The 26,942-nt window shown below is 60.6% G+C and carries 22 protein-coding genes; 20 read left to right on the forward strand and 2 right to left on the reverse strand.

The features are described from left to right. Positions 1-78 precede the first annotated feature (78 nt). The 8 genes from HZB60_02240 (at position 79) to HZB60_02275 (ending at position 9,792) form a co-directional block, all read left to right on the forward strand. The gene (locus tag HZB60_02240; GenBank protein ID MBI5058583.1) at positions 79-1,146 is read left to right on the forward strand and encodes a T9SS type A sorting domain-containing protein; all 1,068 of its coding nucleotides are present in this window, start codon (positions 79-81) and stop codon (positions 1,144-1,146) included. A 227-nt stretch (positions 1,147-1,373) separates the two neighbouring features. Continuing rightward, entirely contained in the window at positions 1,374-1,721 is a 348-nt protein-coding gene (locus HZB60_02245; GenBank protein MBI5058584.1) for a UvrB/UvrC motif-containing protein, read from the forward strand. A 49-nt stretch (positions 1,722-1,770) separates the two neighbouring features. Continuing rightward, positions 1,771-2,853 carry a hypothetical protein gene (locus HZB60_02250; protein ID MBI5058585.1) on the forward strand — a complete coding sequence of 361 codons (1,083 nt, stop codon included), beginning with the start codon at positions 1,771-1,773 and terminating at the stop codon, positions 2,851-2,853. Positions 2,854-3,120: 267 nt separating this feature from the next. Then, positions 3,121-5,568, forward strand: a complete 2,448-nt coding sequence (locus tag HZB60_02255) for an ATP-dependent Clp protease ATP-binding subunit (protein MBI5058586.1) — start codon at positions 3,121-3,123, stop codon at positions 5,566-5,568. A gap of 100 nt (positions 5,569-5,668) precedes the next feature. Beyond that, positions 5,669-7,030, forward strand: coding sequence for a T9SS type A sorting domain-containing protein (locus HZB60_02260; protein MBI5058587.1), 1,362 nt, complete (start codon positions 5,669-5,671; stop codon positions 7,028-7,030). A 12-nt stretch (positions 7,031-7,042) separates the two neighbouring features. Then, positions 7,043-7,633, forward strand: coding sequence for a hypothetical protein (locus HZB60_02265; GenBank protein ID MBI5058588.1), 591 nt, complete (start codon positions 7,043-7,045; stop codon positions 7,631-7,633). A 69-nt stretch (positions 7,634-7,702) separates the two neighbouring features. After that, complete coding sequence (locus HZB60_02270; GenBank protein MBI5058589.1) at positions 7,703-8,422, forward strand: T9SS type A sorting domain-containing protein; 720 nt, start codon at positions 7,703-7,705, stop codon at positions 8,420-8,422. 128 nt (positions 8,423-8,550) lie between these two features. Further along, complete coding sequence (locus HZB60_02275; GenBank protein ID MBI5058590.1) at positions 8,551-9,792, forward strand: T9SS type A sorting domain-containing protein; 1,242 nt, start codon at positions 8,551-8,553, stop codon at positions 9,790-9,792. Positions 9,793-9,864: 72 nt separating this feature from the next. Here the strand turns inward: HZB60_02275 and HZB60_02280 are convergent, their stop codons facing one another. After that, positions 9,865-12,108: a M1 family metallopeptidase gene (locus tag HZB60_02280; GenBank protein MBI5058591.1), complete on the reverse strand. Its 2,244-nt coding sequence runs from the start codon at positions 12,106-12,108 to the stop codon at positions 9,865-9,867. Positions 12,109-12,498: 390 nt separating this feature from the next. Here HZB60_02280 and HZB60_02285 point away from each other — a divergent pair, with 390 nt between their 5' ends. From HZB60_02285 to HZB60_02330, 10 genes are all read left to right on the forward strand, one after another. Beyond that, complete coding sequence (locus HZB60_02285) at positions 12,499-12,843, forward strand: winged helix-turn-helix transcriptional regulator (protein MBI5058592.1); 345 nt, start codon at positions 12,499-12,501, stop codon at positions 12,841-12,843. Between the two features lie 106 nt (positions 12,844-12,949). Beyond that, positions 12,950-13,756 carry an arsenite methyltransferase gene (arsM, locus tag HZB60_02290; protein ID MBI5058593.1) on the forward strand — a complete coding sequence of 269 codons (807 nt, stop codon included), beginning with the start codon at positions 12,950-12,952 and terminating at the stop codon, positions 13,754-13,756. A 17-nt stretch (positions 13,757-13,773) separates the two neighbouring features. Next, the gene (arsB, locus tag HZB60_02295) at positions 13,774-14,841 is read left to right on the forward strand and encodes an ACR3 family arsenite efflux transporter (GenBank protein ID MBI5058594.1); all 1,068 of its coding nucleotides are present in this window, start codon (positions 13,774-13,776) and stop codon (positions 14,839-14,841) included. A gap of 34 nt (positions 14,842-14,875) precedes the next feature. Beyond that, complete coding sequence (locus HZB60_02300; GenBank protein MBI5058595.1) at positions 14,876-15,907, forward strand: permease; 1,032 nt, start codon at positions 14,876-14,878, stop codon at positions 15,905-15,907. 13 nt (positions 15,908-15,920) lie between these two features. Next, entirely contained in the window at positions 15,921-16,181 is a 261-nt protein-coding gene (locus tag HZB60_02305; GenBank protein ID MBI5058596.1) for a TM0996/MTH895 family glutaredoxin-like protein, read from the forward strand. A 14-nt stretch (positions 16,182-16,195) separates the two neighbouring features. Continuing rightward, the gene (locus tag HZB60_02310; protein ID MBI5058597.1) at positions 16,196-16,741 is read left to right on the forward strand and encodes a hypothetical protein; all 546 of its coding nucleotides are present in this window, start codon (positions 16,196-16,198) and stop codon (positions 16,739-16,741) included. 8 nt (positions 16,742-16,749) lie between these two features. Continuing rightward, positions 16,750-17,439: a sulfite exporter TauE/SafE family protein gene (locus HZB60_02315; GenBank protein MBI5058598.1), complete on the forward strand. Its 690-nt coding sequence runs from the start codon at positions 16,750-16,752 to the stop codon at positions 17,437-17,439. A gap of 451 nt (positions 17,440-17,890) precedes the next feature. Beyond that, positions 17,891-19,147 carry an efflux RND transporter periplasmic adaptor subunit gene (locus tag HZB60_02320; protein ID MBI5058599.1) on the forward strand — a complete coding sequence of 419 codons (1,257 nt, stop codon included), beginning with the start codon at positions 17,891-17,893 and terminating at the stop codon, positions 19,145-19,147. After that, on the forward strand, positions 19,144-19,845 hold the full coding sequence (locus tag HZB60_02325) for an ABC transporter ATP-binding protein (protein MBI5058600.1): 702 nt from the start codon (positions 19,144-19,146) through the stop codon (positions 19,843-19,845). Before HZB60_02320 ends, HZB60_02325 begins: the two co-directional genes overlap by 4 nt. Positions 19,846-19,906: 61 nt before the next feature. Further along, on the forward strand, positions 19,907-21,127 hold the full coding sequence (locus HZB60_02330; GenBank protein MBI5058601.1) for an ABC transporter permease: 1,221 nt from the start codon (positions 19,907-19,909) through the stop codon (positions 21,125-21,127). A gap of 277 nt (positions 21,128-21,404) precedes the next feature. Here HZB60_02330 and HZB60_02335 read toward each other — a convergent pair whose 3' ends face one another. Continuing rightward, positions 21,405-22,946 (reverse strand): T9SS type A sorting domain-containing protein, encoded by a 1,542-nt coding sequence (locus tag HZB60_02335; protein MBI5058602.1) that lies wholly within the window; start codon positions 22,944-22,946, stop codon positions 21,405-21,407. Positions 22,947-23,261: 315 nt separating this feature from the next. On the opposite strand from HZB60_02335, the gene HZB60_02340 reads away from it, so the two are divergent. Next, the gene (locus HZB60_02340) at positions 23,262-23,822 is read left to right on the forward strand and encodes an outer membrane beta-barrel protein (protein MBI5058603.1); all 561 of its coding nucleotides are present in this window, start codon (positions 23,262-23,264) and stop codon (positions 23,820-23,822) included. A 273-nt stretch (positions 23,823-24,095) separates the two neighbouring features. Further along, positions 24,096-26,768: a hypothetical protein gene (locus HZB60_02345; GenBank protein ID MBI5058604.1), complete on the forward strand. Its 2,673-nt coding sequence runs from the start codon at positions 24,096-24,098 to the stop codon at positions 26,766-26,768. Positions 26,769-26,942: the final 174 nt, after the last annotated feature.

Below are 26,942 nucleotides of genomic sequence, written 5' to 3' on the forward strand. Positions count from 1 at the left end.
CCCGCCTGTGGACGGCAGTCGCGTCCATCGGCGATCCACACGGGCGATGCAATCGGCCCTTACTGCAATCCAGGAACCATGAACGTTTGGCCTCGGCATATCATCCTAGGGCTGCTGATTTCGTCGGCGAGTTTTGCGCTGACGACGGCGGATCGGGTGAAGTTGAATGAACTCTACTTCGCCGGTTCGCCGTTGGGCGTCATGCAGGACGGATTTGTCGAGCTGTATAATGGCGGGGATCAGACCGCGTATCTCGACGGCGCGTTTATCGCCCAGGGGCTGGACACGTTCGCGCAGCTCTGTTTCAAGTTTCCCGGGGAGCCGGGGGACACGTTGCTTCCGTTGCGTCCGTCGCAATATTTTGTGATCGCGATTGACGCGCACGACTTCACGGGCGAGGACCCGCTGTCGCTCGATTTGCGCGGGGCGGATTTTGAGAGCACGGATTCGCTGGAGCTTGCGCCGGGAGACAATCCGGCGGTGCCGAATCTCGACGATGCGCTGTCGATTCCGTTCGACTGGTTCTTCGTTCCCGGGGCGGGGCAGGTGTTGTTGGCGACGGGTGAGGATTTTCAGATTCGGCCCTGCAATCCCGATCAGGCGTGCGGCAGTCTGGTGGCGGTGCTGGATTGGCATACGATCGTGGACGGCGTCGAGTATCTGCGCAATCTGCACGATTACTGGCCGCAATTGAACGACTCGATCGACACGGGCGCCATCATCGGTGTGTTGCCACAGACGGGACACTCGGCCGAGCGCATTTCGCCGGGCTTCGACACCAATCACAGCACCTCGGATTTTGTCGAGCTGAGCGCCCCCACTCCGGGCTTTGGCACGACGGCGGCGCGCCCCCGTGAGCGCGAAATGCCGGAGTCGTTTTCGTTCGAGTCGGTCTATCCCAATCCCTTCAACAGTTCGACGAGCATCCGCTTCACGCTGGCGCGCGACGAGCCTGTGCAGCTTGCCCTGTTCGATCTGCTCGGAAATCATGTGCGGACGCTGATTGACGCGACCATGCCCGCCGGGGCGCACTCTGTGCAGTGGAACGGAGCCGGAGCGGCCCGCGAGCTGTCGAGCGGCGTCTATTTTGCGCGGCTGAGGGCGGGCGGCGAAGTCGCCGTGCGAAAAGTCGTGCTGCAGAAGTGAGTGCGAATTGCTGAATCGCTGAAGTGCAGTTGCTTCTGACACCTCCCTGTAGTCCCCCTTGAGCGGGGGACGGGTTGCGTGAAGGCGTGGCCGCTGCCCCTGATCTTCGACGATCCGCACGGGTGATGCGATCTGCCCCGCGCGTTCGCGGAAGCGCGAATCCGGGCTCCCGCGGACGGATGCCCCGGCGAAGAAATTTCTATTTTCATCTATTCGATTAGATTTCCATGGCTGCTCCCAAACCCGAGAAACTGAAGCGCGCGTGTCCGAAGTGCGGGACGACGTTCGACGAGTTCGCGCAAACCGCGGCCTTCGGCTGCGCGCATTGCTACGAAGTCTTCGCCGATCTGCTCGACCCGGTGCTGCGTCGCATGCACGGCGTCACGCGGCGCAATGCCCCCGATGCCACGGCGCCCGAGGCGCCGACCGTGCGGGTGGTGAATGAGGACAACGACACGCAGACCAAACTCGACTTCATGGTGCGCGAGGATATCGAGATGGAGTTGCAACTCGCGTTGCTCGAAGAAAACTACGAAAAGGCCGCACGGCTGCGGGATCGCTTGAAGGAGCTGTGATCGTCTCACTCCCCTTTTCCTTTTCCCCGGAACCGCGGGGGACTTTCCGATGAGCAGGATCGCCGATAACTCTCCGCTGAACGTGCTCGATCCCCTGCCGCGCTGGGCGACCTCCGGCGACATGGATAGCGCGGTCATTCTCTCGACGCGGGTGCGCATCGCGCGCAATCTTGCCGAAGAGAAGTTCACGCACAAGCTCGACACGGAAGGCCGCATTCGCGTGCTGCGACTGGTGGGGCGCGCGATCAGCGACTCCCAGCCGGTCGAGGCGGGAATCTTCTTGTCGCTGGCGTCGCTGACGGCGCCGGAACTGGCGCTGCTGCACGAACGGCGGGCGATATCGCTGCGAATGAAAGCGGATGAGAGCCCGCGCGGCGTCTATGCCTGGAAGCAGCGGGATCGCGCGGTACAGGTGTGTACGGACGACCACATTCGCGCCGTGGAGATCGTCGCCGGACTGCAACCGGAAGCCGCCTACGAGAGTCTGGCCCCGATCGTCAACGAACTGGCAACTTACCTGCGCTTCGCGTGGTCACCCACGCTGGGCTTCCTCACCACCCGGCCCTACGACCTCGGCGACGGCGTCCATGTTTCGGTGGTTGCCCATCTGCCGGCATTGGTGATGACTCGCGGGATCGAACCGCTGGTTCAGGAATTGGCAACCGCTGGTTTCTTTGTCACGACACCGAACGGTAGCGGGTCAGAAGCATTCGCGAATCTCTTCGACTTCTCGAATGGCCCGGGACTGGCTCGAACCCTACCGGAGTCCCTCGGACGGATGAAATCACTCGGGGAGCAGGTGCAGGAACGGGAAGCTCTGGCCCGAATTGACCTCCAAACTCAGCGCCCTGAACAGATTCGGGATCGTGTCGCCCGCTCCGTCGCCATCCTGCAATCGGCCCGCGTGCTGACTACACGTGAGGCTCTGGCCCTGCTTTCCGGCGTACGGCTTGGCCTTGACCTGGGCTGGGTCGAGGGGTTGGACCGGGCGATCATATCGTTGTTATCTTTTGAGTTAACCCGTCCGTACTTGGACTATACGGCTCCACCGAAGACTGCCGTTGATGATCGGCAACGCCGCCGTGCCGCCCGTGCCCGCGAGGTCTTTGCCTCCGTCAAGTATATTGGTTAGCGTCCCCCAAACCGGTCAATCTTGCATAGGCAGAATTTTTGCAAATTCGACACCCTGACTGAATCGTGGTTTGGTTTTGTCACAATCTCCGCAGAGCCACGCAGCCGTTCCACGTTCTCCATGAGGACGCCGGGTTTGGGGTACTTGGAGACAAGTGCGGTCGGGCGTATGCCGCGAGGTTGCTTTTCCCATTCGACCGTCGTAAATTGAATTGAGTCTCATAGTTGAGGTAACGACGCGCGGCATTCGGCCCCGTCTGAGGTAACCATGCAAAATAAGTTCTCCCTGCGGGTTCAGCAGGTGATTCAATATTCCCGTGAAGAGGCTCTGCGGTTAGGGCACGACTTCATTGGTACCGAGCATCTTCTGCTCGGCATCATTCGTCTCGGCGACGGGCTGGCCGTTCAAATCCTGCATAATCTCGGTTGCGATCTCGACGAGATTCGCGAGTCCGTGGAGGAGATGGTGGATACGTCCAAGGGTACCATGAAGATCGGCAACATTCCGTTCACCAAGCGCGCGGAAAAGGTGCTGAAGGTATCCTATATCGAGGGCAAGAATTACTCGTCCGATATCATTGGCACCGAGCATTTGCTGCTCGCGCTGTTGAAAGAGGAAGATTCGATGGCGGCGCAGGTGCTGCACGGCTTCAGTGTGACCTACGAAGGCGTGAAAGCGGAGCTCGATAATCTGCTGCGCGGCAGCGGCCAGGCGCAGCCGTCGGCTCCGGCGGAGAAATCGAAGACGCCGAATCTCGATCACTTTTCGCGCGATCTGACCAAGCTTGCGCGCGACGGCCAACTCGATCCGATCATCGGCCGTGACCGCGAGATCGAGCGCGTGGCGCAGATTCTCTCGCGGCGCAAGAAGAACAATCCGGTGCTGTTGGGTGAACCCGGCGTCGGCAAGACGGCCATCGCCGAAGGCCTGGCGCTGCGCATTGTGCAACAGAAGGTGTCGCCGATCTTGTTCGGCAAGCGCGTGGTTGCGCTCGATCTCGGTTCGATTGTCGCCGGCACCAAGTACCGCGGGCAGTTCGAAGAGCGCATCAAGGCGATCATGCAGGAAATCGAGAAGAACTCGAATATCATTCTATTCCTCGATGAGCTGCATACGATTGTCGGCGCGGGCAGTGCGTCCGGGTCGCTGGACGCCTCGAACATGTTCAAGCCGGCGCTGGCGCGCGGCGAATTGCAGTGCATCGGCGCGACCACGCTGAAGGAATACCGCCAATCCATCGAGAAGGACGGCGCGCTCGAGCGCAGATTCCAGAAGGTGATCGTGGATCCGCCGTCGGTGGAAGACACCGTGCAGATTCTGTTGGGGCTGAAGGAGAAGTACGAGGAGCATCACGGCGTCAAGTACCCCCAGGATGTGATCGAACTCTCGGTGCAGCTTTCGGACCGCTACATTACCGATCGCTTTTTGCCGGACAAGGCCATCGATGTGATCGATGAGACCGGCTCCTGCGTGCGCATTTCGCATATTGTGATTCCCGAGCGGATCATTCAGATCGAGAAAGAGATCGACGGCATTCGCGGGCAGAAGGAGGACTTGGTCAAGCGGCAGGAATACGAAAAGGCCGCGATGCTGCGCGACAAGAAGATCAAGTTGGAGGCGATGCTGAAGGAGGAGAAGGAGAAGTGGGAGAAGAGCGAGGCGCGTCCCACGTTGTCCGTGACTCCCGACGACATCGCCGCGACGGTTTCGCGCATGACCGGCATTCCCGTGCAGCGCGTGACCAGCGGTGAGGGCGAACGGCTGATGAAGATCAAGGAGTCGCTGGGCGGCAAGATCATCGGGCAGGACGAAGCGCTGGAAACTATTGCGCGCTCGTTGCGCCGTGCGCGCTCGGGTCTGAAGAGCCCGCAGCGGCCGATCGGCAGCTTTTTGTTCCTCGGCACGACGGGCGTCGGCAAGACCGAACTCGCGCATGCGCTGGCGGAATACCTGTTCAATGATCCGCATGCGCTGATCCGTGTCGATATGAGCGAGTACATGGAGAAGTTCAATGTCTCGCGGTTGATCGGCGCGCCGCCGGGCTATGTCGGTTATGATGAGGGCGGACAGCTCACGGAGAAGGTGCGCCGCAAGCCGTATTGCGTGGTACTGCTCGACGAGATCGAGAAGGCGCATCCGGACGTGTTCAACATTCTCTTGCAGGTGCTCGATGCGGGCGAACTCACCGATGGCAGCGGTCAGCGCGTGGATTTCCGCAATGCGATCATGATCATGACCTCGAACCTCGGGACGCGCGAAGCGGCGAAGTCGATGCAGTTCGGCTTCACCGAGGGGAATGTGGTCAATCATGAGAAGATGAGCGGGCGAATGCTGGAGGAGGTCAAGAACATGTTCCGGCCCGAGTTCCTGAACCGCCTCGATGAGATCGTGGTGTTCAAGATGCTCGAGCGCGATTCCATTGACCGCATTCTGTTGCTCTATGTTGAGGACATTAATAAGCGGATCGTTGACCGCAATCTCAAGCTCACGCTGAATCAGAAGGCCAAGGACCTGATTATCGACCGCGGCTACAAGCCGGAGGTCGGGGCGCGGCTCTTACGCCGAACGGTTGAACGAGTGCTGGAAGATCCGCTGGCCGAAGAACTACTGAAAGGCCGCTTTGCGGAAGGATCAACGATCCAGGTCAGCGCGAAAGACGACCAACTCACCTTCCGCGAACTTCGCGAAAAAGTCACCGAAGCCGCGGACGAGTAAAACCCCTTCCTGAAATGAGAGCGCCGATACAGTTGTATCGGCGCTTTTGCCTCGTTGTTTCTGCCTGACATCCAATCACCAACTTCCCGTGGGGGGAATCATGAAGACATTGCTTGCGTTTTTGTTGTCGCTGATGTTGTTGCCGGCGGCGTTCGCGCAGTTGGATACCGTGTGGACGCGCGGCATAAGTTATCCGGGCTTTGAGTCGGTCTTCACCGGCGCGATTGCTTTTCAGGACGGCGGCTATCTGGCGTGGGGTAGCCGCACAGCTCTATTCTCAGACGCAATTGTCGCGAGATTTGATGCCAGCGGGGACACGCTGTGGACGCGTGTGCTCGGGGATCTTGAAGACGACGTGGTCGGTACGGTTGTGCCCATTGCCGAGAATCGCTACCTCGTATGCGGGACTACCGATACGCCCGGCCGGCAAAACGCGTTGTTGTACGTTGTGCTGAATGCCGATGGGACTACGTACTCTCAGCTTGACTTTGGTGGTGATGATTTAAACGGCGCAGTCGCGGCTGAGCAATCTTCTGACTCAGGGGCTGTGATGATTGGGCACTGGCTGGATCCCGGGTCCCGCCTCTTCGTCATGGGGATCGCGCCGAATGGCAGCATCCTTGCGGTCCACCGGCTTCCGGATCCCTATACCTACTTCGACGACTTTGATATCTCGTACGAAGGGGACTGGGTCGGCGCGATTTCGGAGTGGGACAGCTTGCATTTCGTGCGTGTCAATCAGGCCGGGCAGGTCATGTTGTCGCGATATCTGCACGGATGGAACGAGATTCGGTACCCGCTAATTCGGACGCACCTGAACGGTGGCTTCTTGCTCGCCCTGAACGCGCGGCGATTTGGTGGCACGAACGATGTCTATTTGTCTCGCTTGACAGAAGATGGGGATACGATCTGGAGTCGCTCAGTGGGAGATCATGACCCCAGCCAGAGGATCGAAGACATCTTGATTCTTCCTCTGGATGGACGAATTCTGCTGTGCGGCGCGATCTTCGGCCACAACCTGGCCCTGCTGGAGACCAACGGGGACACGCTCTGGACCGCGTCCATCAATTACGCTCCTCGTGCGATTGTTTCCGCAACTCCCCAAAACGTGGTGTTTGCCGGACAGGGACCCACTCGCGCAGAGGCATGCCTGGTCAACCTGAGCCTTGAACTCGGTGCGGTGGGCCGAAACGTGGTCCAATCGTCTTGGCGCCTTTCTTCCTACCCCAACCCGTTCAACCCAGCAACAACGATCTCGCTCACCATCCCGCAAACGGCGCACACAGTGGTGACCGTCTTCGACATCATGGGCCGCGAAGTGCAGACGCTGCACGATGGCGTGCTCGAACGCGGAGAGCATCAGTTCATGTTTGACGGCGGCACGCTGCGCAGCGGACTCTACTTCGCGCGGGTGACGAGTGGGAGTTTCGGCGGAACACAAAAACTCTTGTTGCTGAAGTGATAAGGAGGCGTTATGTCTCGCTATGGGGTACTGGTATGTACGTTATGCTCTGCGCTGGTCGGCTTCGCCCAGCCGCAGGAAATCTGGCGCTGGACTTACGGCGGCAGCGACATTGAGAAATGCGCGCAACTCAGCAAGACAACTCGCGGCTACCTGTTGGCCGGAAGTGTCTCCGCGACACAAAGTGGTCCGTCTGAGCTTTACGCCATCGAGATCGACAGCGCGGGCGATATGGTCTGGGCTGCGACTCATCAGTCCGGCACCTTTGATGCCGCGTTTGCCGCGCGCGAGCTTCCGACCCGTGAGTTCGTCATCGCCGGTATCACCCGCGCGCCGGATGCAAAATACCTGTTGCGTCTCGACAGCAGCGGCGTCGTTCGGGATACGATCCCGCTGACGATGCCCGCCGCGGAGTATCGTGACGGCAGCATCACCGGCAGCGGCGGACTCGTCATGAGCGGCGGCACTTTGAATCACATTGCCGTCACTTGTACCGACAGCATCGGTCAACTGGAATGGTCACACCAGTATGGGAACGAAGCTTATTTGTGCGCGTGGCACGCCGTTGAAACCCGCGATGGCGGCTGGATCGTGCCCGGTTGATCGCATCGCTCCTCCGGTGGTTCACCGGGACCGGTAGTGCGGGTTAATGCCGAGGGGGATTCCGTCTGGATGCGGTTCTACGATGAGACCAATCACCTGTTCATGCCGGACACCGCGGCGGACGGCGGATTTTTTGTTTCGGGCGATTATCACGGCACGGACGGACCCTACTTTTCCATCCTGCGGACGGACAGCGCGGGCGAGGTGATGTGGGTACATCACCATCGCGCAAACGTTATGGAACTGGTCCCGACGATGATCCGCGCGACGCCGGATGGTGGCTGTGTCGCGGCAATGCTGGTCAATAATCAAGGCACCGCGCAGCAGCCCCTGATCATGCGCGTTGACAGCGCGGGCAACGAACTATGGGTAAAGAGTCCGGATTCGACCGGCTGGTCTTCGCTCGGCGGATTAATCGCGCTCGACGACGGTACGATCCTCTTTGCGGGAACCTATCTATCGGACTTTTGCCTGCTGGCGCTGGAACCCGAGACTCAAGCGAGTGATCAACGCACTCGGCCATTGGCCAATTCATTCGACGTTCTGGCCCGTCCCAACCCCTTCAACCCATCAACAACAATCTCACTGACCATTCCGCAGACCGCACGGACGAGCGTGGTTGTCTATGACATCATGGGCCGCGAAGTGCGGACGTTGCATGCTGGAGTGCTCGAACGCGGAGCGCACGAGTTTGCGTTCGACGGGAGTGCCCTGCCGAGCGGCTTGTATTTCGCGCAGGTGACCAGCGGGACGTTTGTCGCGACGCGAAAACTGCTGTTGCTGAAATAGAAACGGCGGCCACACAGGGCCGCCGCTACTGGAAGATAAAAGACGTTTTCAGATCCCGATGAGGCACGCGAAGGTGCGTGCCGTCAAGTGCGTTCCTGCTATTCACACTTCAACCTCGTAGGGCGATCATGCGAACGATTGCAGCTTGCTTGATTCTACTGCTGAGCGTGTCGGCCACGATCACGCGGGCCGATCTCACGTTTGATTATCTGCACGTCTACGGCATTCCCGAGGGTACCAGTTCATACTGGCGCACGAGCTATGAGCAGGGTGTGGACTACTTCGAGTTATGGCGCACGCGGGCCGATTCCGAAGAGTATGTACTTGTGGTCACGACACCGAGCCGCGGCGACGACCCCGACGGGACCATGTACCATTACTACGACGAGCCGCTCGGTCGCGGCATCGAGTATCACTATTACATTTCCGCGTACGATCTCGACGGCAGTGGCGGGGTTGTCAGCGATACGGTTTCTGAACGTACAGCACCCGTGGAGTTCACGGTATTCGACTACAGTCCGGCCTGCCCGAGCGGATACTGGATACAGTTCGTCGTGGACTACGAAGTCGATGTGCAAGAGTATGTACTGACGGGCGGCTTCTGGGCGGGATGCCAGGATCTGATCGCCGTCGTTCCGGCCATCGGGCAATCCGATAGCGCCGTCACCTACGACTACTTCGACTCGACACTTGACACCTATGCGCAAGGCTATTGCCTGGCTGCACGCTGCACGGATGGCTCGCTCTACGACCCGGGCTGGGCATTCATTCCCGAACCACCGGAGTCCCGGACCAGTCTCGATGATTTTGGGATTGAGCCGCAAGGTCCGCGCGCACTGGTGACATGGTCAGCACAGCACGAATGGTGGCTGCGCTGTTATGAGTTGCGCCGCAAACCCGTGGATTCGAGCGAGTTTGAACAGATCGCACAGGTCAGTCCAGCGAATTCTTGGGAGCCTGTGACCTACTCAAGCATTGACTCAACGGTTGCGCCTGACCAGTGGTATGATTACCGGTTAGGCTATGTCGATGACGCGTACCAGTTCCACGCATTGCGCGATACGACTTTTCAATTCATCGACGCGGTCAGCGGTGCTCCGCCGATGGCAGAGAAGTACAAATTGCTCGCTTACCCCAATCCCTTCAACCCCTCGACCAACATTTCGCTGACCATCCCGCGGACGGCGCGGACGTGCGTGGTGGTCTATGATTTCATGGGCCGCGAAGTGCGGACGCTGCACGACGGCGTGCTCGAACGTGGAGAGTATGAGTTTGCGTTCGCCGGGACTGCCCTGCCGAGCGGCTTGTATTTCGCGCGCGTGACGAGCGGGGCATTTGTCGCGACGCGAAAACTGCTGTTGCTGAAATAGAAACGGCGGCCACACAGGGCCGCCGCTACCCGACACCTATTAGAAACTCCCGGCCACACACCGGGGGTTTTCTTATTCGTTGCTGACTGCCGTTACTTCGTAGAAGCGCGGAATCGGGATGCGCAGTGAATCCGGAACCTGCGGCATCGCCGCCGTCGAGTCGGTCCAGGTGAATTGCGCGGTGGTTCCGATCAATAGCCGGTCGCTCATGTCCGGCTGCGTCGCGCGCCAGACATGAAAACTATCGGCCGGCTGCGATTCCTTCCAGCGCAGTTGCACCAGTGCTCCGTTCAACGCATATAGTGTCAAATAGTGCGGCGCCATCGGCGGGCCGTTCACGTGGAGCCGGCACCACAGCGTGTCAAAGCTGCCCGTGCCATCCGCCCGCACGAGAAAATCGAAGTCACTGCCGTATAGAGTGGTACCGGTCAGGTGACCATCGGGCAGGAGCACGATCCCCGGCGGGAGTTGACCCGCCACCTGCGCCCAGAGCAGTACGCCGCTCCCGCCGATCGCCACGAATTGCTCCGTGTAAAGCGAACCGGCCGTGGCCGGCGGCAATTCGTCGTTCAAGATGGTGAGCGGCAGCGGAACGAAGCTCACCCCCTTCAGCACCCAATCGTCGGGGTCCACCGCGAGCGAACCCGGCGTGATCGCCGCGTCGAAGTAATAGCGCTCGCCGCGTGCGGCGTGTTCCACCGTGTGCTGTTCCGCTCCGCTGTTCCAAGTCAGATCAAGGCGTGTGCGAAACGTCGTATCCGGATCGGACTGCACCTGCTGGATGCGGATCACGCTGAGCGGATCGCCGCCCACGGTGCCCGTGCCGGACGAAACTTCGTAGAGCGGCCGGTTCGTGCGATACAAATAGGCATGCAGATAACCATCGACGTCCAGACCCGTTACATCCGCGGCGGCGGCGAGGAAATCCGCCGTCGTGGCGCTGCCGTACGCATGACGCGCGCGGTATTCACGAAGCACCGCCCAGAACAGGGAATCGTCGCGAATGACGCCGCGCAGAATGTGCAGGATCCATGACCCCTTGTTGTAAACCGTGTTCGAGCTGAACAGCGGATCGGGATTGTACAACGGTCCCGACGGATCCACGACTCCGTTGAAACCCGGAGTCGTCATCCAGGTCCGCAGCGAGTCGAAGCCGCCGGCTTGTTCCATCCAGAGCGCTTCGCAATAGGACGCGAATCCCTCGTTCAACCAGATATCGGGCCAGTCCAGGAGCGTCACGCAATCGCCCCACCACTGATGCGCGACCTCATGCACCAGAATGTAGTCGTAGGTGCGCGTCCCCGTGGTGATCACGCGGCCATAGGAGGTATTGCACTGGTGCTCCATCCCGCCGGGGAAATTGTTCATCGAGTGGCCGTACTTTTCGCTCGCGAACGGATACTCGCCGAAGCGTTGCGCGAGGTAGCCCATCATCGACGGCAGCGGCGACCAGCTCAGCACCGATTGATTGTAGCGCTCCGGATAGGTGTAGTGATCGATCGGGATGCTGTCCCCGTTGAGCGCGACGTACCAGTTGCGATAGAATCGGTAATTGGTCACGTTGATCGTGATCAGGTAGGTGGCGATCGGCTTGCGCTCCGTCCAGACCACGCGCTTCGCGCCCGCCGGCAATGCGATCGTCGAATCCAGGGTGCCGTTGGAAGTCGCGGTCAGGGTATCGGCGCAAATCACGGCGATGGTCACGCTATCGGCCTTGTCCTCCGGGGTGTCCTTGCATGGCCACCAGTCGCGCGCACCGAGGGGTTCGGAAATCGTGTGGATGGCGGGAATCTGCGCGGGGCCAATCTGACGCGTATAGTACCAGAAGGACCATTGCCCGTTTGTCACGCAGGGCGTGCCGTGATACCAGACCGAGATCGCGAGCGGTTCGCCGAGCGTGTACTGCCGTTCGAGGCTCACGGTGATCTCGTTCGCGAGGTGAGTGAACGCCACTGCCACTCCCGCTGACCTGATCGAATCGACGATCAGCGCATCGCAGAGATCGAAATGAAGTTCCGCGAGCTGCAATTCCGCGCAGGCCGCCGCCAGCTCGAGTTGGGCCGTGATCTGACGCCCGGCGTAGTTGCGCACGTCGATGGTCAGCCGATAGTACAGCGCATCATACTCCGGGGCATGGTCCCACTTCAGCGTCGGCTCGGCGAGCACGCGCTCATAGCGCTGCGCCTCCGTGGCGTGAAACTCGGCCGGAGTCGCAGGGGGGGTCTCGTGGTCGGCGAGCGACGCGGCCGGGCCAGACAAGAGCAGCAGGCTCGCCAGCCCCAAGCGCCGGAATGCAGTGAGAGTTCGTCTGAACATAGCTGACAGAGAATATACGACCGCCTGTGACCTGCATGCAAGGGATTTGTGTGCAATCGGTTACATTGTTCGGTTCAGCCGGTTGGCGACCGCAGCCCGGGCGTGGCTCAAGAGTCCTCAGTAACTATCTTAAATCTATAGACATAAGTATGTCTGCCGGGCGGTCTTTGGGCCGTTGGTCACGCCCCGGCTCAAACCCGCCTCGCTGACAGCGGGCGATGAACTTAGGGGAGGCTTCCTGGGTCGGTACGGTGGGGGCATCAAGCAAATCCCAACGCTGCGGCTATATCGCAAATTCACGATTTACGATTTTTAGGAATAGTGATTGACACTTCGAAATCTAAATCGTATATTGACGATTGACAGTTGACGATCATAGAAGGCAGGGAAATGATGGCAAACCAAGAATTAACAGAACTTAAACTCTACAGCTCAGCGACAGAACAGGCCGGCGATATCGAGTTGGCGAACCTCGCTCGCACGCTTGGTCACCCCCAACGAGTTGCCATCCTCCGCTTCCTGGCCGGATGCGGGGCCTGCTTCTGCGGGGACATCGTGGACAAGCTACCCATCAGCCAATCCACGGTCTCCCAACACCTCAAGAAGCTGAAAGAAGCCGGTTGGATCCAGGGCGAGATCGACGGCCCGCGCGTCTGCTACTGCATCAACCCCAAGACACTCGATCGCTTCAAGCTACTTATCGACGCCCTGCCGACCGGTGCATGCAAGTGCTAACTGCGCGCGGCGGGGCCTTTCGGGCACGCGAATCGGCCCCCCCGGCGGCTGCAATTTGTCTGAAGTTTCGATTTTCGTTTTTCAATTTCCAATTTGGAGACACTCCATGACCACCCCGGATAACATCCATACCATCGTTCGTGAACGATACGCTGAAGCCGCGAACGGGCCGGGCTGCGGCTGCGGTTCCGGCGGCTGCTGCGGCGCGGATCTTGAGAGCGTGGACGACATCGCGCTCATGATCGGCTATGACAAATCCGATCTCGCGGCGATTCCCGCCGGCGCGAATCTCGGACTCGGCTGCGGCAATCCGCTCGCGCATGCCGAACTGCAAGCCGGCGACGTCGTGCTTGACCTCGGCAGCGGCGCCGGCTTCGATTGCTTTCTCGCCGCGCCCAAAGTCGGACCGAGTGGCCGGGTGATTGGCGTCGATATGACGCCCGCCATGCTCGACCGTGCCCGCGAGAATGCGCGCAAAGGCAACTACACCAACGTGGAATTCCGCCTCGGGCAGATCGAACACCTGCCCGTGCGCAATAGCGAGGTGACTGTGATCATCTCGAACTGCGTGGTGAATCTCTCACCGGATAAGCCGCAGGTCTTCCGCGAAGCGTTCCGTGCGTTGAAACCGGGCGGCAAGCTGCTCCTCTCCGACCTCGTGCTCACGCGGCCGCTGTCGCCCGCGCTGCAAAGCTCGGTCGAAGCCTATGTCGGCTGCGTGGCCGGGGCCTCCCTGAAAGCGGACTATCTGAGCGACATCCGCCTTGCAGGGTTCGCCAGTGTGGAAATCGTTCAGGAGCAGCGCTACGATGTCGGCCTGAATCACGTGGCTGACGCGCTCCGCAAGGAAGCCCTGGAAGCGGTCGTCTCCGTGAAGGTGCGCGCGATCAAGCCACTGTCGAGCTGCTGCTAAGCGCGCGAACTTATCTGATGAGTTCAGCAATCTCCGGCGTCACGCGCAAACTGTCGTTTCTTGACCGCTATCTGACGCTCTGGATCTTTCTGGCGATGAGCGCCGGGATCGGCGCAGGTTCGCGGTTCCCCGGACTCCCCGCGCTGATCGATCGCTTCAATGTGGGCACCACGTCGTTGCCGCTGGCGATCGGTCTGATCCTGATGATGTACCCGCCGCTGGCCAAGGTCCGCTATGAGGAGTTGGGCGAGGTGTTCCGCCATTGGCGGGTGCTGGCGCTCTCCCTCGTCCAGAACTGGATTGTCGGGCCGCTGCTGATGTTCGCGCTCGCGATCCTCTTTCTGCCGGACAAACCCGACTACATGGCCGGACTGATTCTGATCGGCCTGGCGCGCTGCATCGCGATGGTGATCGTGTGGAACGATCTTGCGCGCGGCGATCCCGAGTATGCGGCCGGACTCGTCGCGCTCAATTCGATTTTTCAGGTGCTGTTCTTCGCGTTCTATGCCTATGTCTTCGTCACGCTGCTGCCGCCGCTGTTCGGCCTGCCGGGCACGGCGGTAGAAGTGACGATCGGGCAGATCGCCCAGAGCGTCTTCATCTATCTCGGCATTCCGTTCATCGCCGGATTTCTGACCCGTTTCACTTTGATCCGGCTCACGAGCAAGGAGTGGTATCAGCGCGTGTTCATCCCGCGCCTCAGCCCGCTCACGCTGATCGCACTCTTGTTCACGATTGTCGTCATGTTCTCGCTGAAAGGCGACATGATCCTGACGCTGCCGTTTGACGCCGTGCGCGTCGCGCTGCCGCTGTTGGTCTATTTCGTGATCATGTTCTTCCTCTCCTTCTGGATGAGCAAACGCGCCGGGGCTGACTACCCGAAAGCCGTTACGTTGTCATTCACCGCGGCCTCCAATAACTTCGAACTGGCGATCGCCGTGGCGATTGCGGTATTCGGCGTGCATTCCGGCGCGGCCTTTGCCGCCGTGATGGGTCCGCTGGTGGAAGTGCCCGTCCTGATCGGACTCGTCAACGTCGCATTCTGGATCGAACGCAAGTATTTCAAGGTCGCCCGGAGCATCTGACCCACCGTGCCGACACAGTTCCGGCGGTCGAGGTTTGCATCTTATTGTGAAAATCTTCACATTACGAAACACCCTGTTGCTGGCCGCGCTGCCCGTCTGGATAATCCTGTATGCCAATCTGGAACGCGCGGCGCAGGCCGTCACCCGCCTCGCCTTCCCGCGGGATCCCGCCAGTCGGCTCGCCGCCGCCCTGGAGTTCTTCGTTTACGAAGCGCCAAAGGTGCTGCTATTACTCGCGCTGGTCGTGTTCGGCGTCGGCATCGTGCGCTCGTTCTTCACACCCGACCGCACGCGGCGCATGCTGGCCGGAAGACGCGAATTCGCGGGCAATGTGCTGGCCGCGCTGCTCGGAGTGGTCACGCCGTTCTGTTCCTGCTCCGCTGTGCCGCTCTTCATCGGCTTCGTGACCGCCGGTGTCCCGCTGGGGGTGACGTTCTCGTTTCTGATTTCCGCTCCCATGGTCAACGAGATCGCGCTCGTGCTGCTGTTCGGCTTATTCGGCTGGGAGATTGCGTTGCTCTATCTCAGTACCGGACTCGCGATTGCGATTGCGGCAGGCTGGACCATCGGCAAACTACGGCTCGAGCGCGGCGTCGAGGGCTGGGTGTATCAACTGCCCGCTGATGCCGCGGCTGATGATGCCACACCCTCGTGGAGCGTGCGCATTGACGCCGGACTCACCGCCGTGAAAGAGATCGTCGGCAACGTGTGGCCATATGTGCTCGCCGGAATCGCCGTCGGCGCGTGGATTCACGGGTTTGTGCCCGAGGGCTTTCTCGCATCGATCATGGGCCGCGACGTGTGGTGGTCCGTCCCCGCGGCCGTGCTGATCGGGATTCCGCTGTACTCGAATGCCGCGGGCATCATTCCGATTGTCAGCGCTTTGCTCGAGAAAGGCGCCGCGCTGGGCACGGTGCTGGCATTCATGATGGCCGTGATCGCGCTCTCCCTGCCGGAGACGATCATCTTGCGCAAGGTGCTTAAGCCGCAGTTGATCGCCGTGTTTCTCGCGGTCGTCGGCAGCGGCATCATTGCCGTCGGTTATCTATTCAATCTCCTGATGTAGGTTGAGGCCCCCTATGCATCGCGTCGAAGTCTTTGGCACGGGCTGCGCCAAATGCAAGCAGCTCTTCAGTGAAACGCAAGCCGCCGCGCAGGAAGCCGGCGTCGAAGTGGAACTGGTCAAGATTGAGCAGATCGAGGAAATCGTAAAGCGCGGTGTGCTGAGCACGCCCGCGCTCGCCATCGACGGCACGATCAAATCCACGGGCCGCGTCCCCGCGCGGGCCGATCTCGTGTCCTGGATTCGCGCGGCCTGCTCCGCTCCGTCGAATTCCTGAATTTTGATTTCACCATGAACACCAACACCCTGACGCGCACCATCATCGTACTCGCCGCCGTGACCGTGATCATCGCCGGCGTGCTGTATGTCCGTCGTCCGTCGGAGCAGCTCGCTGTGCCGGAGGATTGCTCAAATTGCCCCGGCCTCGCGCTGGCCGCCGCGGATACGGAGCCGGCGCTGGCGCCCGACAGCCTGCCGGTTGCCCGGTCCGACAGCACCGCCATGACCACCATCGCCTATTACTTCTATACCACGCAGCGTTGCGCGTCCTGCTTCAAGATCGAAACCTATTCGCACGAGGCCATCGCGCAGAATTTCGCCGCCGACTTGAAGAGCGGCAGACTTGTCTGGAAGATGGTCAATATCGACGAGCCGGCGAACGAGCATTTTGTCGAAGACTACAAGCTCTACACTAAAGCGCTGATCCTGGTTGACTACGCCGCCGGGACGCAACTGCGCTGGAAGAACTGCCAGAAGGTCTGGGAGCTGCTGAATGACAAAGTTGAATTTCAGTCGTACGTGAAGCGCGAAGTCGCCGCGTTTCTTGCCGCGAAGTGAGCGAGAGCATCTGGCTCGGTATTGGCTCGGCAATTTGGCTGGGCATCCTGACCTCGATCAGTCCCTGTCCGCTGGCCACGAACATCGCGGCCGTCTCGTATATCGGACGTCGTGTCGCGCACCCGCTGCACGCGCTGGGCGGCGGCCTGCTTTATTCGCTGGGTCGCATCATCGCCTATGTCGGCAGCGGCGCGCTCGTGTCCTGGAGCGTGCTCTCGATTCCGCGCCTGTCGATGTCGCTGCAGAGCTACATGAGCATGGCGCTTGGCCCGTTGCTCGTACTGATCGGCCTCGTCGTCACCGGCTGGATTCCATTACGCCTTCCCGGTTCGGGCCGCTGGCGGGAACAGATCAGCACGAAGGCCACGACGTACGGCTGGTGGGGACCGCTCTTGCTCGGGATCATCTTCGCGTTGAGCTTTTGCCCGGTGTCCGCGGCGCTGTTCTTCGGCAGCCTGATTCCGCTGTCGGCGCAATACGAGTCTCTCGTCCTGTTGCCACTCGTCTATGGCTTGGGCACCGCGTTACCGGTGATTGCCGTTTCGTTTACGCTGGCGTATAGTGTCCATGCGCTTGGTCGCGTTTTCAATGCGCTCACGAAGATTGAGCGCTGGTCCCGCCTGGCGACCGGCCTCGCCTTCATGGGGATTGGCCTGTACCTCGCGGTGCGCGCCTACTTCCCCGAATGGACGGATTAAGCGCCGAGCGGGGTCTTGTTCGCCGAGCGGGGTGCCCTCACCCCGCCGGAATCTTCGCTTCGCCGAGCCGTGCGTCCTCGCGCAGCCGGAATCGGAGTCTTCTTCGCCGCGGCATGTGTCTCCACATGCCCGGAATCGGGATCTTCTGTTCGCCGAGCGGGGTGCCCTCACCCCGCCGGAATCTTCGCTTCGCCGAGCCGTGCGTCCTCACCCCGCCGGAATCGGAGTCTTCTTCGCCGCGGCATGTGTCTTCACATGCCCGGAATCTTCGCTCCGCCGAGCGGGGATTCCTTCCCCGCCGGAATTTCGCCTTGCTTCCCGGTATGGGCGGATTAAACTCTACCCCGGTGATTCTGTCTAACGATCGGACGGCCAGAATCGAAACAGACCGGAAACCATCTCCGGTCTGTGCCGTTTAACACACAGCAACTCCATCCAATTCCGCCATTTCATGAAACGCTTCGTCATCGCTGCACTTGTGATCGTCGCCGCCGTCGCCGCCTACTTTGTCTGGGGTCGGAGTGATTCCGCCGGATCGCAGCGCGGGAAATATCGCCTCGGCACCGTGGACCGCGGCAAAGTCCAAATGGTCGTTACCGCCAGCGGGACCGTCAGCGCCGTCACCACCGTCACCGTGGGATCGCAGGTGTCGGGAACGCTCGATGAGATCCTCGTCGATTTTAATTCGCCCGTCAAGAAGGGCCAGGTCATCGCGCGCATCGATCCCACGTTCCTGCAAGCACAAGTGACCGAAAACGAGGCTAATCTCGAACGCGCCAACGCGACGCTGCGTCAGGCACAGCGTGATCTACGTCGGGTCGCCGATTTGGCCGAAAAGCAGCTCGCCGCGCAGGTGGACCTCGACAACGCGCAGACCGCGCTCGAAACCGCGCAGGCCGGCGTGAAACAGGTCGAAGCTCAGGTGCAGCGCACCCGTGTCAATCTCGCCTATTCCGTGATTCGCTCGCCGATCGACGGCGTCGTGATTTCGCGCAGCGTCGATGTCGGCCAGACTGTCGCCGCGTCGCTGCAAGCGCCGACGCTGTTCACGATTGCGCAGGACCTGAAGCAGATGCAGATCGAAACGAGCATCGACGAAGCCGACATCGGCAAGCTCGAAGAAGGGATGGACGCCACGTTCACCGTCGATAGCTATCCCGAACTGACGTTCCGCGCCAAGATCTCCCAGATTCGCTATGCCGCCGTCGAGGAGCAGAATGTCGTGACCTATCCGGTCATTCTCAAGGTGGATAACCCCGAGCTGAAATTGCGCCCGGGGATGACGGCAAATGTGACGGTCGTGGTCTCGCAACGCGACGATGCCTTGCGCGCACCCGCGGCGGCCGTCCGCTTCAAGCCTGCCGACTACAAACCGAACGCGGGCGGCGGAACAGCCGACTCCGCGCGCGGCGGCCATCGCGGTGACGGCGACTTCAAAGGCCGGCGCGAACGCGCGAAACCCGATGCAACGGTTGCGCCGGGCGCGCCCGCGGAATCACCGGCGAAGCAGGCGACGCTGTTTGTGAAAAACGCAAAGGGCGAGCCGGAACCGCGCCGCGTACAGATCGGCCTCAACGATGGCAGCTATGTTGAACTGCTGGATCAAAATCTGAGTGCGGGGGATTCCGTAATTGTCGGTCTGACCGGAACGACGACGCAAGCCGTGACGATGATGCCGGGCATGGGCCCGAGTGGACCGCGCCGATGAACGGCAACGGCCAGCCCGCCGTCATTTCCGCGCGCGAACTCACGAAGGTCTATCGCATGGGCGATGTGCAGGTGGACGCGCTGCGCGGGATCAATCTTACGGTGCCACCGGGCGAGTTCCTGGCGATTCTGGGCGCCTCCGGATCGGGCAAGTCCACGCTCATGAATATTCTCGGCTGCCTCGACCGGCCTACCTCTGGCCAATATTTTTTGAACGGCAGCGATGTGGCCGGGTTGCCGCGCGACACCCTCGCCCGCGTGCGCAATCGCACGATCGGTTTCGTATTTCAGGGCTTCAATCTGCTGGCCCGCACCTCCGCGATTGAAAATGCGGAATTGCCGCTGATCTACACGGACATGAGCGCCCGTGACCGCCATCTGGCCGCCCGCGAAGCGCTCGAGCGCGTCGGCCTCGCCGACCGCCTGGATCATCATCCGTCGCAACTTTCCGGCGGCCAGCAACAACGCGTCGCCATTGCGCGCGCCCTCGTGAACAAACCGGCCCTGCTGCTCGCCGACGAACCGACCGGGAATCTCGATACGCGAACCAGTGAAGAGATCATGACTCTGCTCCACGATCTGAACGGCGCGGGCATGACCATCATCCTGATCACGCATGAACACGATATCGGCGCGCATGCCCGTCGCCGCATTACCCTGCGCGACGGCCAGATCGTGCACGAGGAGGTCAACGCTTGAACCAGCAAGGTCGCCGCGCCGGGTTGCGTCCTTGCAACCCGGCCGGAATCGGAGTCTGCCTGTGAATCTCTCCTCCCTGCTTCGCGTTTGCCTGCGCGCGCTCTTGCGCAACAAAATGCGCTCGGCGCTGACCATGCTGGGCATTATTATCGGTGTGGCCGCGGTGGTGTCGATGGTCGCCATCACCACCGGCGCACGCACCAGCGTGCAAACGCAGATCTCCTCGCTCGGCGATAACGTGTTCATGATCTTCTCCGGCAACTTCCATCGCTCCGGCGCGCGCATGGCCGCCGGAACGCGCAACTCGCTGACCGCCGAGGATGTTGACGCGATCCGGCAGCAGTCGAAAGACGTGCATCAGATTACGCCGACGATCCGCACCAACGCGCAGTTGGTCTCGGCGGACCAGAACTGGTCCACCTCGGTGCTCGGCGTGAATCCCGAGTACATTGATATCCGCCGCTATGAAATTCAGAGTGGCCGGATGTTCTCCGATGTCGATATGCGCGGCGCGTCGAAAGTGTGTGTCGTCGGCCAAACCGTTATCACCAACCTGTTCAACGGCAATGATCCCGTCGGCCAGACCATTCGGATTAGGCGGCTGCCCTTCGAAGTGGTCGGGGTGCTGGCCGCGAAGGGACAGGCCGCGATGGGACAGGATCAGGATGATGTCGTGCTGATCCCGTTCACGACCGGCGCCAAAAAATTCCAGAGTGGCGATACGCGCGTTGGCATGGTCTTCGGCTCGGCCCGCGACGGCCTCTCGTTGACCTCCGCGCAGGCGGAGATTCGCGATATCCTGCGCGCCCGCCATCAGCTCGGCGACAAGGACGACGATGATTTCACGATTCGCACGCAGTCCGACATCTCCAAGACCGTGGAAGCATCGGCGAACGTCATGACCTATCTGCTCGGTTCGGTCGCGATGGTCTCGCTGCTGGTGGGCGGCATCGGCATCATGAACATCATGCTCGTCAGCGTGACCGAGCGCACGCGCGAAATCGGGATTCGGATGTCCGTCGGCGCGCGCGAGGCGGATATTCTGCGACAATTCCTGCTCGAAGCGCTGTTACTCTCCGCGATCGGCGGTTTGATCGGCGTGCTGCTCGGCGGCGGCGTTTCGCTGCTCATCAGCAAGCTGGCCGGCTGGCCCACGCAAGTCTCGATGCCGTTCGCCGCGCTCGCCTTGGGTTTCGCGGCGATGGTCGGCATCTTCTTCGGCTTCTATCCGGCGCGCAAGGCGTCGCGCCTCGACCCGATCGAAGCGCTCCGGTACGAATAGGGCGGAGGGGTGGGTGATTTGTCACCCCGCTTAGCTCCCCTGTGAACGGGGAGAGATCAATATGAAAACGGGACGGCAAGCTGCTGTCCCGTTTCGTCTTGTTTTGTGGCGGCGTGCCCTCGTCCGGTCACGACGTGACTTGGCGGTCGCGTCACGTGAACCGCAAGCTCAATGAGTCCTCCCGAGCGGGGCCCGTGCCGCACATGCCGCCGCGTGCAGGACCAGCATCACAGCCACCGCGATCATAGAAACCTGTGACGACTTCATTTGCTGACTCCTACTTGACGATGTGAAGTTGCTTCACCGTCTCTGTGTTTCCAACTCGTATTGACACGAAGTAGACACCACACGGCATTCCGGCGGTGTAGAGCGTGTAGCGGCGCTCTCCGTTGGACCCGGCCATCTCCATCGGGATCATCAGGCGGCGACCCAAGACATCCGTAATTAGTACCGTCAGATTCCCGTGTTGGGCAGGCTGAACAACCAGTTGGGCTGCACCACTCGACGGATTCGGAATGATCTCTGCTGTGAGCCAGTCAACATGCTCTTGCCGAGCCGGCGACACCGACATATCTGGGTACACTCGTGCCAATCGGATATCGTTGGAACCGGGAGAGAAATCGAATTGGGAGCCCGCGAATATGTAGCCGTTGTCATCGGTGCGAACAACGGTCTGGGCTGCGGCAAACATAGAGCTTCCGATCTGCTTGGTCCATACCGTGTCGCCTTGAGCATCAACACGCATAGCGAAGAAGGTCTGGTCATCGGTTGGGAAATCGGTACGTTCGAACCCCGCAACGATGACGTCCTGCGCATCCCCATACGTTGCCGCCAAGGCGCGTTGCCACCGTCCGTGGAATGCGTAAGTCCGTTCCCACACCAGTTCCCCGTTCTCTAAGATCTTGATCAGGTAGATTTCGTGTAGAGGTGCCGTCGCCGCGTCCGAATTTGCAACAATCACAATGGCGCCCTGCACCGAAAGTACCGCAACCGCCTCATCATCGCGATCTGTCCCGTACCGCCGAGTCCAAAGTGTATCCCCATCGTCATCCAAGCGCACAACGTAAACGTCGATCTCTGTTCTCACTGGCGGCGGGGTCTCGTACATGATGTACCCGGCACACACAATCCCGCCATCCGCACAGTTGGCCACCGCACTTCCGTGTGTCACCGTGGGGTACGGCATTGATACGGCCCGTGCCCAGATCACCTGCCCGGACGAGTCCCACTTCATCGACACTAATTGACTCGTTCCCGTCGACACAGACTGCTGGTAACCGCAGGTGAAGAAGATGTCACCTCCCGCCGAAACTACGTCCTCGATTGCGGCGAAATCGGTGTTACCGGCGCTTCTCGTCCATACGCTGTCGCCGTCGATTCGCATCCGCACCAAGTACGATCTGGCGCCTTGGGCTGAAGTCACGCTGCCCGCTGCAACAAATGACAACTGGTCTATCATGTCGATGCTGTGGAATCGTGAACTGCTGCCTGCGGCGAACAGTCGTGACCACTCAGTCTGGCCTGTTTCAGCGCACATGTATACCGTGCCCCATGCGTGGCCCGAGTCATCGTCCGCTACCCCCGCGAGGACAAATCGACCATCAGGCAATGCCGTGGCATCATATGCGACTTGATCGCCCGCAATCACCCATGTTCGCGTCCACAGCGTATCCGGCGGCTGAGCGAAACAGCTCGCGATCCCCACAAATAAAACACACCTCGCCGCAAGCAGCAAGGTATCGGCAAGGTGTTGGTGCAGTGTGGGCCGTCCGTCAGGAACGGCCAGAATGTTCGGCAGGAAGATACTCATGGTCGGCATGTCAAACCTACTTCCGTTGGGCCCCTCAAGTGCTCTTGAGGGAATATAGCAAGGCGAAGCAGCAGAGTCAAGTTAGCATTGTTACAAACTCATGACGCTGAGGCAGTTCTCATCCCACTGCCGCAGGCGAAGAGCAGCGGATCTGCCCCGTCGAAGTTCGCCCGGAGCCGCGTCTCCATCACCGACGGCGAGCTGGGGAACCGTTGCGGGCGCGCCCACCTACCGGGAACTTGTATCGGACTGAGGAGTTTTGAAGATTAACGACGGCTGATTCGACCGTTGTGTGAATCTCTAACCTCTTCACGGGAGGCCGCCATGAATTTTCTGTCACTCACCCTCACTATCTTACTCGCAGTTTTCAGCGTGCTCAGCGCGCCGGCCGCGTTCGCGGCCCAGCCGGATATCGGCTTCAAAGGCATCGGCCCGCGGCTCGGCTATGTGGACCCCGAATCCGGACTCGACGGCGCGCTCGAGTTCGGCGTGGATTTCCAGCTCGGCGAATGGGCGCCCCAACTGAAGTGGGATGCTTCGCTTAGCTATTGGAGCAGCACGCAGGAATGGGGCTGGGCCGGACGCGCCTACGACTGGTCGTTGAACGATCTCGCCATTCGCACCGGAGTCAACTACCACTTCCTGCAAGGCGATTGGGAACCCTATGCCGGCGGCGGACTGGGCTTGCACCTGTATTCCTGGGACTATGCCGGTTCCCCGACCTATACCGACAAAGATGACAGCGAGCTGGGCTTCTACATCGATGGCGGCATCCACCACCAGTTCAACAAACAGTGGTCCGGGCAGGCGCAGCTCCAATTCGACTTCGCCGATGTTGACCAGACCGCTATCTTGCTGCAGGCCATCTATCATCTCGGCAAGTAGCGAGGACTGACCTCCCTACAACAAGCCAGCGGCTTCAGCCGCTTACGACCCCTTCCTGTCCACTCTATCGAACCGCCCGTCATTCGGGCGGTTCTTGTTCTATCCATCCCGGCCTGCCTGTGCCTTCCCAGGCCTCACCTCTGTAAAAACACGTAGTTGCTCTATTTTGACGATTTGTTGTGAACGTCTTGACAAATCCGTGAGACGGACTTATCATAGTATTACGAAAATGTTACGGTCTTATCGGACAGTTCCGCACCCGGAGGCCAGTCCATGAAAGCACCTACTTCTCTTTTTCGGTTTGCATGGCTTGCGGCGATCGCTGCTGGGCTGCAAACCGCGCACGCGCAGCCGCCCGGCGAAAACTGCTTCAGCGCACCCGTCATCCCGGCCCCATTCTCATTCAACGGGCAGACCGGCGCCACCGATGATTGCCCGCTGGGTCCGCGTAATGACGTTTTCTACATGCTGCACGTGCCGTCCACCGGGAACTACACCGCGAGCCTCTGTGGAAGCCCGGGAGATCTCTCACTCCGGATCTGGACCAATTTTACGTGCTGCAGCGGTCCCAGTGTCACGACCGACAATACGTGTGGTGACGATCCGAGCATCACGGTTCCGCTCACCATCGGCGCATTAGCCTACTTCGAGATCGGAAACACAGTCGCCGGGGGACCGGCACCGTTTGTCTTTCAACTCACCGGCCCGCCACCCGCTCCGTGCACCGGGACGCTCTCGATTCCCGTGGACCAGACCGTGTTCCCGCCCACTGTCCTCGGCATCACGTCGCATCAGGTCTTGATGATCGAGAACACCGGAGCTTCGGATCTTTGCATTACCGAGATTCGCACCAACGGTTCCGTCTGGACCGTTACGCCGGACAGCATCACCCTGCCGGCGAGCAGTCAACTGGGACTTGACATCGCGTTCACTCCGGCTTTCGCTCACGATTACCTCGGCACGATCGAGCTCGTCACTTCCGATCCCGCGAACCCGCTCGATTCGATCCTTGTCGAAGGAACGGGCTGCCGCGGAGTGGTGCAACCGGGTCCGCCGCTTCTGCTCGATGCCTACTCCCCCAACGCGGTCTATTTCCGCCCGCCGTGGGTGCAGGCCAATCCCGATCAGGAATACGCGATTGAAGTCTGGTCACCCGCCGACCCGCTCGAATATGCAAACCATCCGCGGGGGCTGGCGGACAATCCCGTTTGGGCCACGTCCGCGCAGTGGGGCATCGGCAGCGCCGGTGTGATCGAGGGCTTGGCTCCCGAGACCGACTACCAGTTCCGCCTCATCGCCCGCGACTGTACGGGCCAGCAGTTGACCAGCGCACCGGCGTATTACACCACCGGTCCGGAGATTGTGATCGCCAATCCCGACCTCGTGATCAAAGCGGTGGACGACACCACGGCTACCTTGTACTGGAATCCCTGCCGCGATACGAGCGGAGTCGTCGTCACCAACTATGGCTACCTGCTCTATAGCAGCGACCACCCCGACAGCACCGAAATTCCGATCGAATTCGTGCCCCTGCATCTCACCTCGGTCAATGTCCAAGTGGGGACCCCTTGGAAGTTCTACACGATCGAGCCGCACTCGCAGAACTCCTGGTACGGTCCCCGGCCGTTCATCTCCTGGCCGCCCGACGGCTGCACGCTTGCCGGAGAGCAGGACATCATCCTCAAAGATGCGCTGCACTATACGGTCGAGTGGGACTCCTTCCGCATCGAGAGTGATTCCGCCGGCTTTCCCGTTCTGCTCGGTTCCAGCTGGATCAACAACACCGACCTGCTGGGCGAACTCGGCACGCGCGTGGATTTCAACGATCTCGGCAACGGTCCGCATGTCATCACCGCGACCGTCGTTGACGACTCCGGCTACTCGCATTTGTCATCGGTGCTGGTGAACGTCGTGGACGCGCCCTATGCCACGTTCACCGCGACGTATGATCCGGGACCCCGGCAATTCCGCGTGACGGAAGCCGCCACCGTCATTCCCGCCGGCTTTGCTCAGACGGGCACGCTCTGGCTCTGCTCGCATGTCGGCGAGCGTTACGGCCCGGCGATCACGTTGAACTGGGAACCTGCCTTCGACTCACTGATGATCGTCAAGCCGCTCCCGCAGGTCAATGACGGCTTGCTCTATGAACCGAACTACTGGTTCCGCGCTGCCGATGAGAACGGCGGATTACAGCCGCGTTCCGAGCAGACTCCGGTGACCCTTACTCACATCCGCTGCTGCTGTGTCGAGTTGACTCTGAAAACCGCGGGCCAGGCGGATGGCTCCTATTCCGGCTTCAGCGGAGTGCTCGGTGCGGTCGTGAACTGCAGTGCGCGCTCGAACACTTTTGAAGTCGGATTTGGGTTTGAAACCAAACGCAAACTGCGTCTCGAGTACTCTGAAACTCCCGGCGAATGCACGTGGGGGCAGGATGCCAAAGGCACGCGCTACTTCGACACCGGCGTTTGCAAGAACAACACCTGCACCATCGTCAAGCAGGATACGATCACCAAGAAGCACAAAGGGGTAAAATACCCCTTCACCGACTCGACAACCGATGGCTTCGGCAATGACGGTTACGGCAAGAAGGGCGTCGGCAAGTCCGATGGCCGCAATCGCGGGCCGCGCGATGAACGCGGCATGCCCGGCCGCGATAAGGTGAAGAAGACCGGCAAGGCGGAAGGCACGATCACCAGTTACGATTGGCCGGGCGATACGGGAAAGCTCCTGAACAAGCAGTGCGCCCGCGACAACGCGCAGAATCGATTCTTCTCGCGCGTCGATCCGCCCTGCGACGCGGGGCTGCCGTGCTGTCTGATGTGGGATATTAGCTGGGATGTGACGTTTTGCATGGGCCAGAACAGTTGCACCATCACGCAAACCGTACCGCCTACGCTCACCATGGTTCCGACGCCCGAAGGTTGCCCGGCGCTCGCCGGCGACTGAGCGGCACTTCGCCCTGCACGGAGCGGAATCCCCATGCACTGCGCAGCGGGGCAGCCAGCAAGCTGCCCCGTTGCATTTTGACCGCGTGAGGTTGCGCAGTGAACCGCTCTCGCGTCAAACGAGCGGGAGCCCACGCTCCCGAACCGACCACCACTCGCCGGTTTCGGTTCGCCA

The organism is candidate division KSB1 bacterium (assembly GCA_016214895.1).
Lineage (GTDB): Bacteria > Electryoneota > RPQS01 > RPQS01 > RPQS01 > JACRMR01.

Bases quoted from the DNA above. Each gene is read 5' to 3' on its own strand.
- HZB60_02240 (MBI5058583.1), top strand. From the start codon at position 79: ATGAACGTTTGGCCTCGGCATATCATCCTAGGGCTGCTGATTTCGTCG.
- HZB60_02245 (MBI5058584.1), top strand. From the start codon at position 1,374: ATGGCTGCTCCCAAACCCGAGAAACTGAAGCGCGCGTGTCCGAAGTGC.
- HZB60_02250 (MBI5058585.1), top strand. From the start codon at position 1,771: ATGAGCAGGATCGCCGATAACTCTCCGCTGAACGTGCTCGATCCCCTG.
- HZB60_02255 (MBI5058586.1), top strand. From the start codon at position 3,121: ATGCAAAATAAGTTCTCCCTGCGGGTTCAGCAGGTGATTCAATATTCC.
- HZB60_02260 (MBI5058587.1), top strand. From the start codon at position 5,669: ATGAAGACATTGCTTGCGTTTTTGTTGTCGCTGATGTTGTTGCCGGCG.
- HZB60_02265 (MBI5058588.1), top strand. From the start codon at position 7,043: ATGTCTCGCTATGGGGTACTGGTATGTACGTTATGCTCTGCGCTGGTC.
- HZB60_02270 (MBI5058589.1), top strand. From the start codon at position 7,703: ATGCGGTTCTACGATGAGACCAATCACCTGTTCATGCCGGACACCGCG.
- HZB60_02275 (MBI5058590.1), top strand. From the start codon at position 8,551: ATGCGAACGATTGCAGCTTGCTTGATTCTACTGCTGAGCGTGTCGGCC.
- HZB60_02280 (MBI5058591.1), bottom strand. From the start codon at position 12,108: ATGTTCAGACGAACTCTCACTGCATTCCGGCGCTTGGGGCTGGCGAGC.
- HZB60_02285 (MBI5058592.1), top strand. From the start codon at position 12,499: ATGATGGCAAACCAAGAATTAACAGAACTTAAACTCTACAGCTCAGCG.
- arsM (MBI5058593.1), top strand. From the start codon at position 12,950: ATGACCACCCCGGATAACATCCATACCATCGTTCGTGAACGATACGCT.
- arsB (MBI5058594.1), top strand. From the start codon at position 13,774: ATGAGTTCAGCAATCTCCGGCGTCACGCGCAAACTGTCGTTTCTTGAC.
- HZB60_02305 (MBI5058596.1), top strand. From the start codon at position 15,921: ATGCATCGCGTCGAAGTCTTTGGCACGGGCTGCGCCAAATGCAAGCAG.
- HZB60_02310 (MBI5058597.1), top strand. From the start codon at position 16,196: ATGAACACCAACACCCTGACGCGCACCATCATCGTACTCGCCGCCGTG.
- HZB60_02320 (MBI5058599.1), top strand. From the start codon at position 17,891: ATGAAACGCTTCGTCATCGCTGCACTTGTGATCGTCGCCGCCGTCGCC.
- HZB60_02325 (MBI5058600.1), top strand. From the start codon at position 19,144: ATGAACGGCAACGGCCAGCCCGCCGTCATTTCCGCGCGCGAACTCACG.
- HZB60_02335 (MBI5058602.1), bottom strand. From the start codon at position 22,946: ATGCCGACCATGAGTATCTTCCTGCCGAACATTCTGGCCGTTCCTGAC.
- HZB60_02340 (MBI5058603.1), top strand. From the start codon at position 23,262: ATGAATTTTCTGTCACTCACCCTCACTATCTTACTCGCAGTTTTCAGC.
- HZB60_02345 (MBI5058604.1), top strand. From the start codon at position 24,096: ATGAAAGCACCTACTTCTCTTTTTCGGTTTGCATGGCTTGCGGCGATC.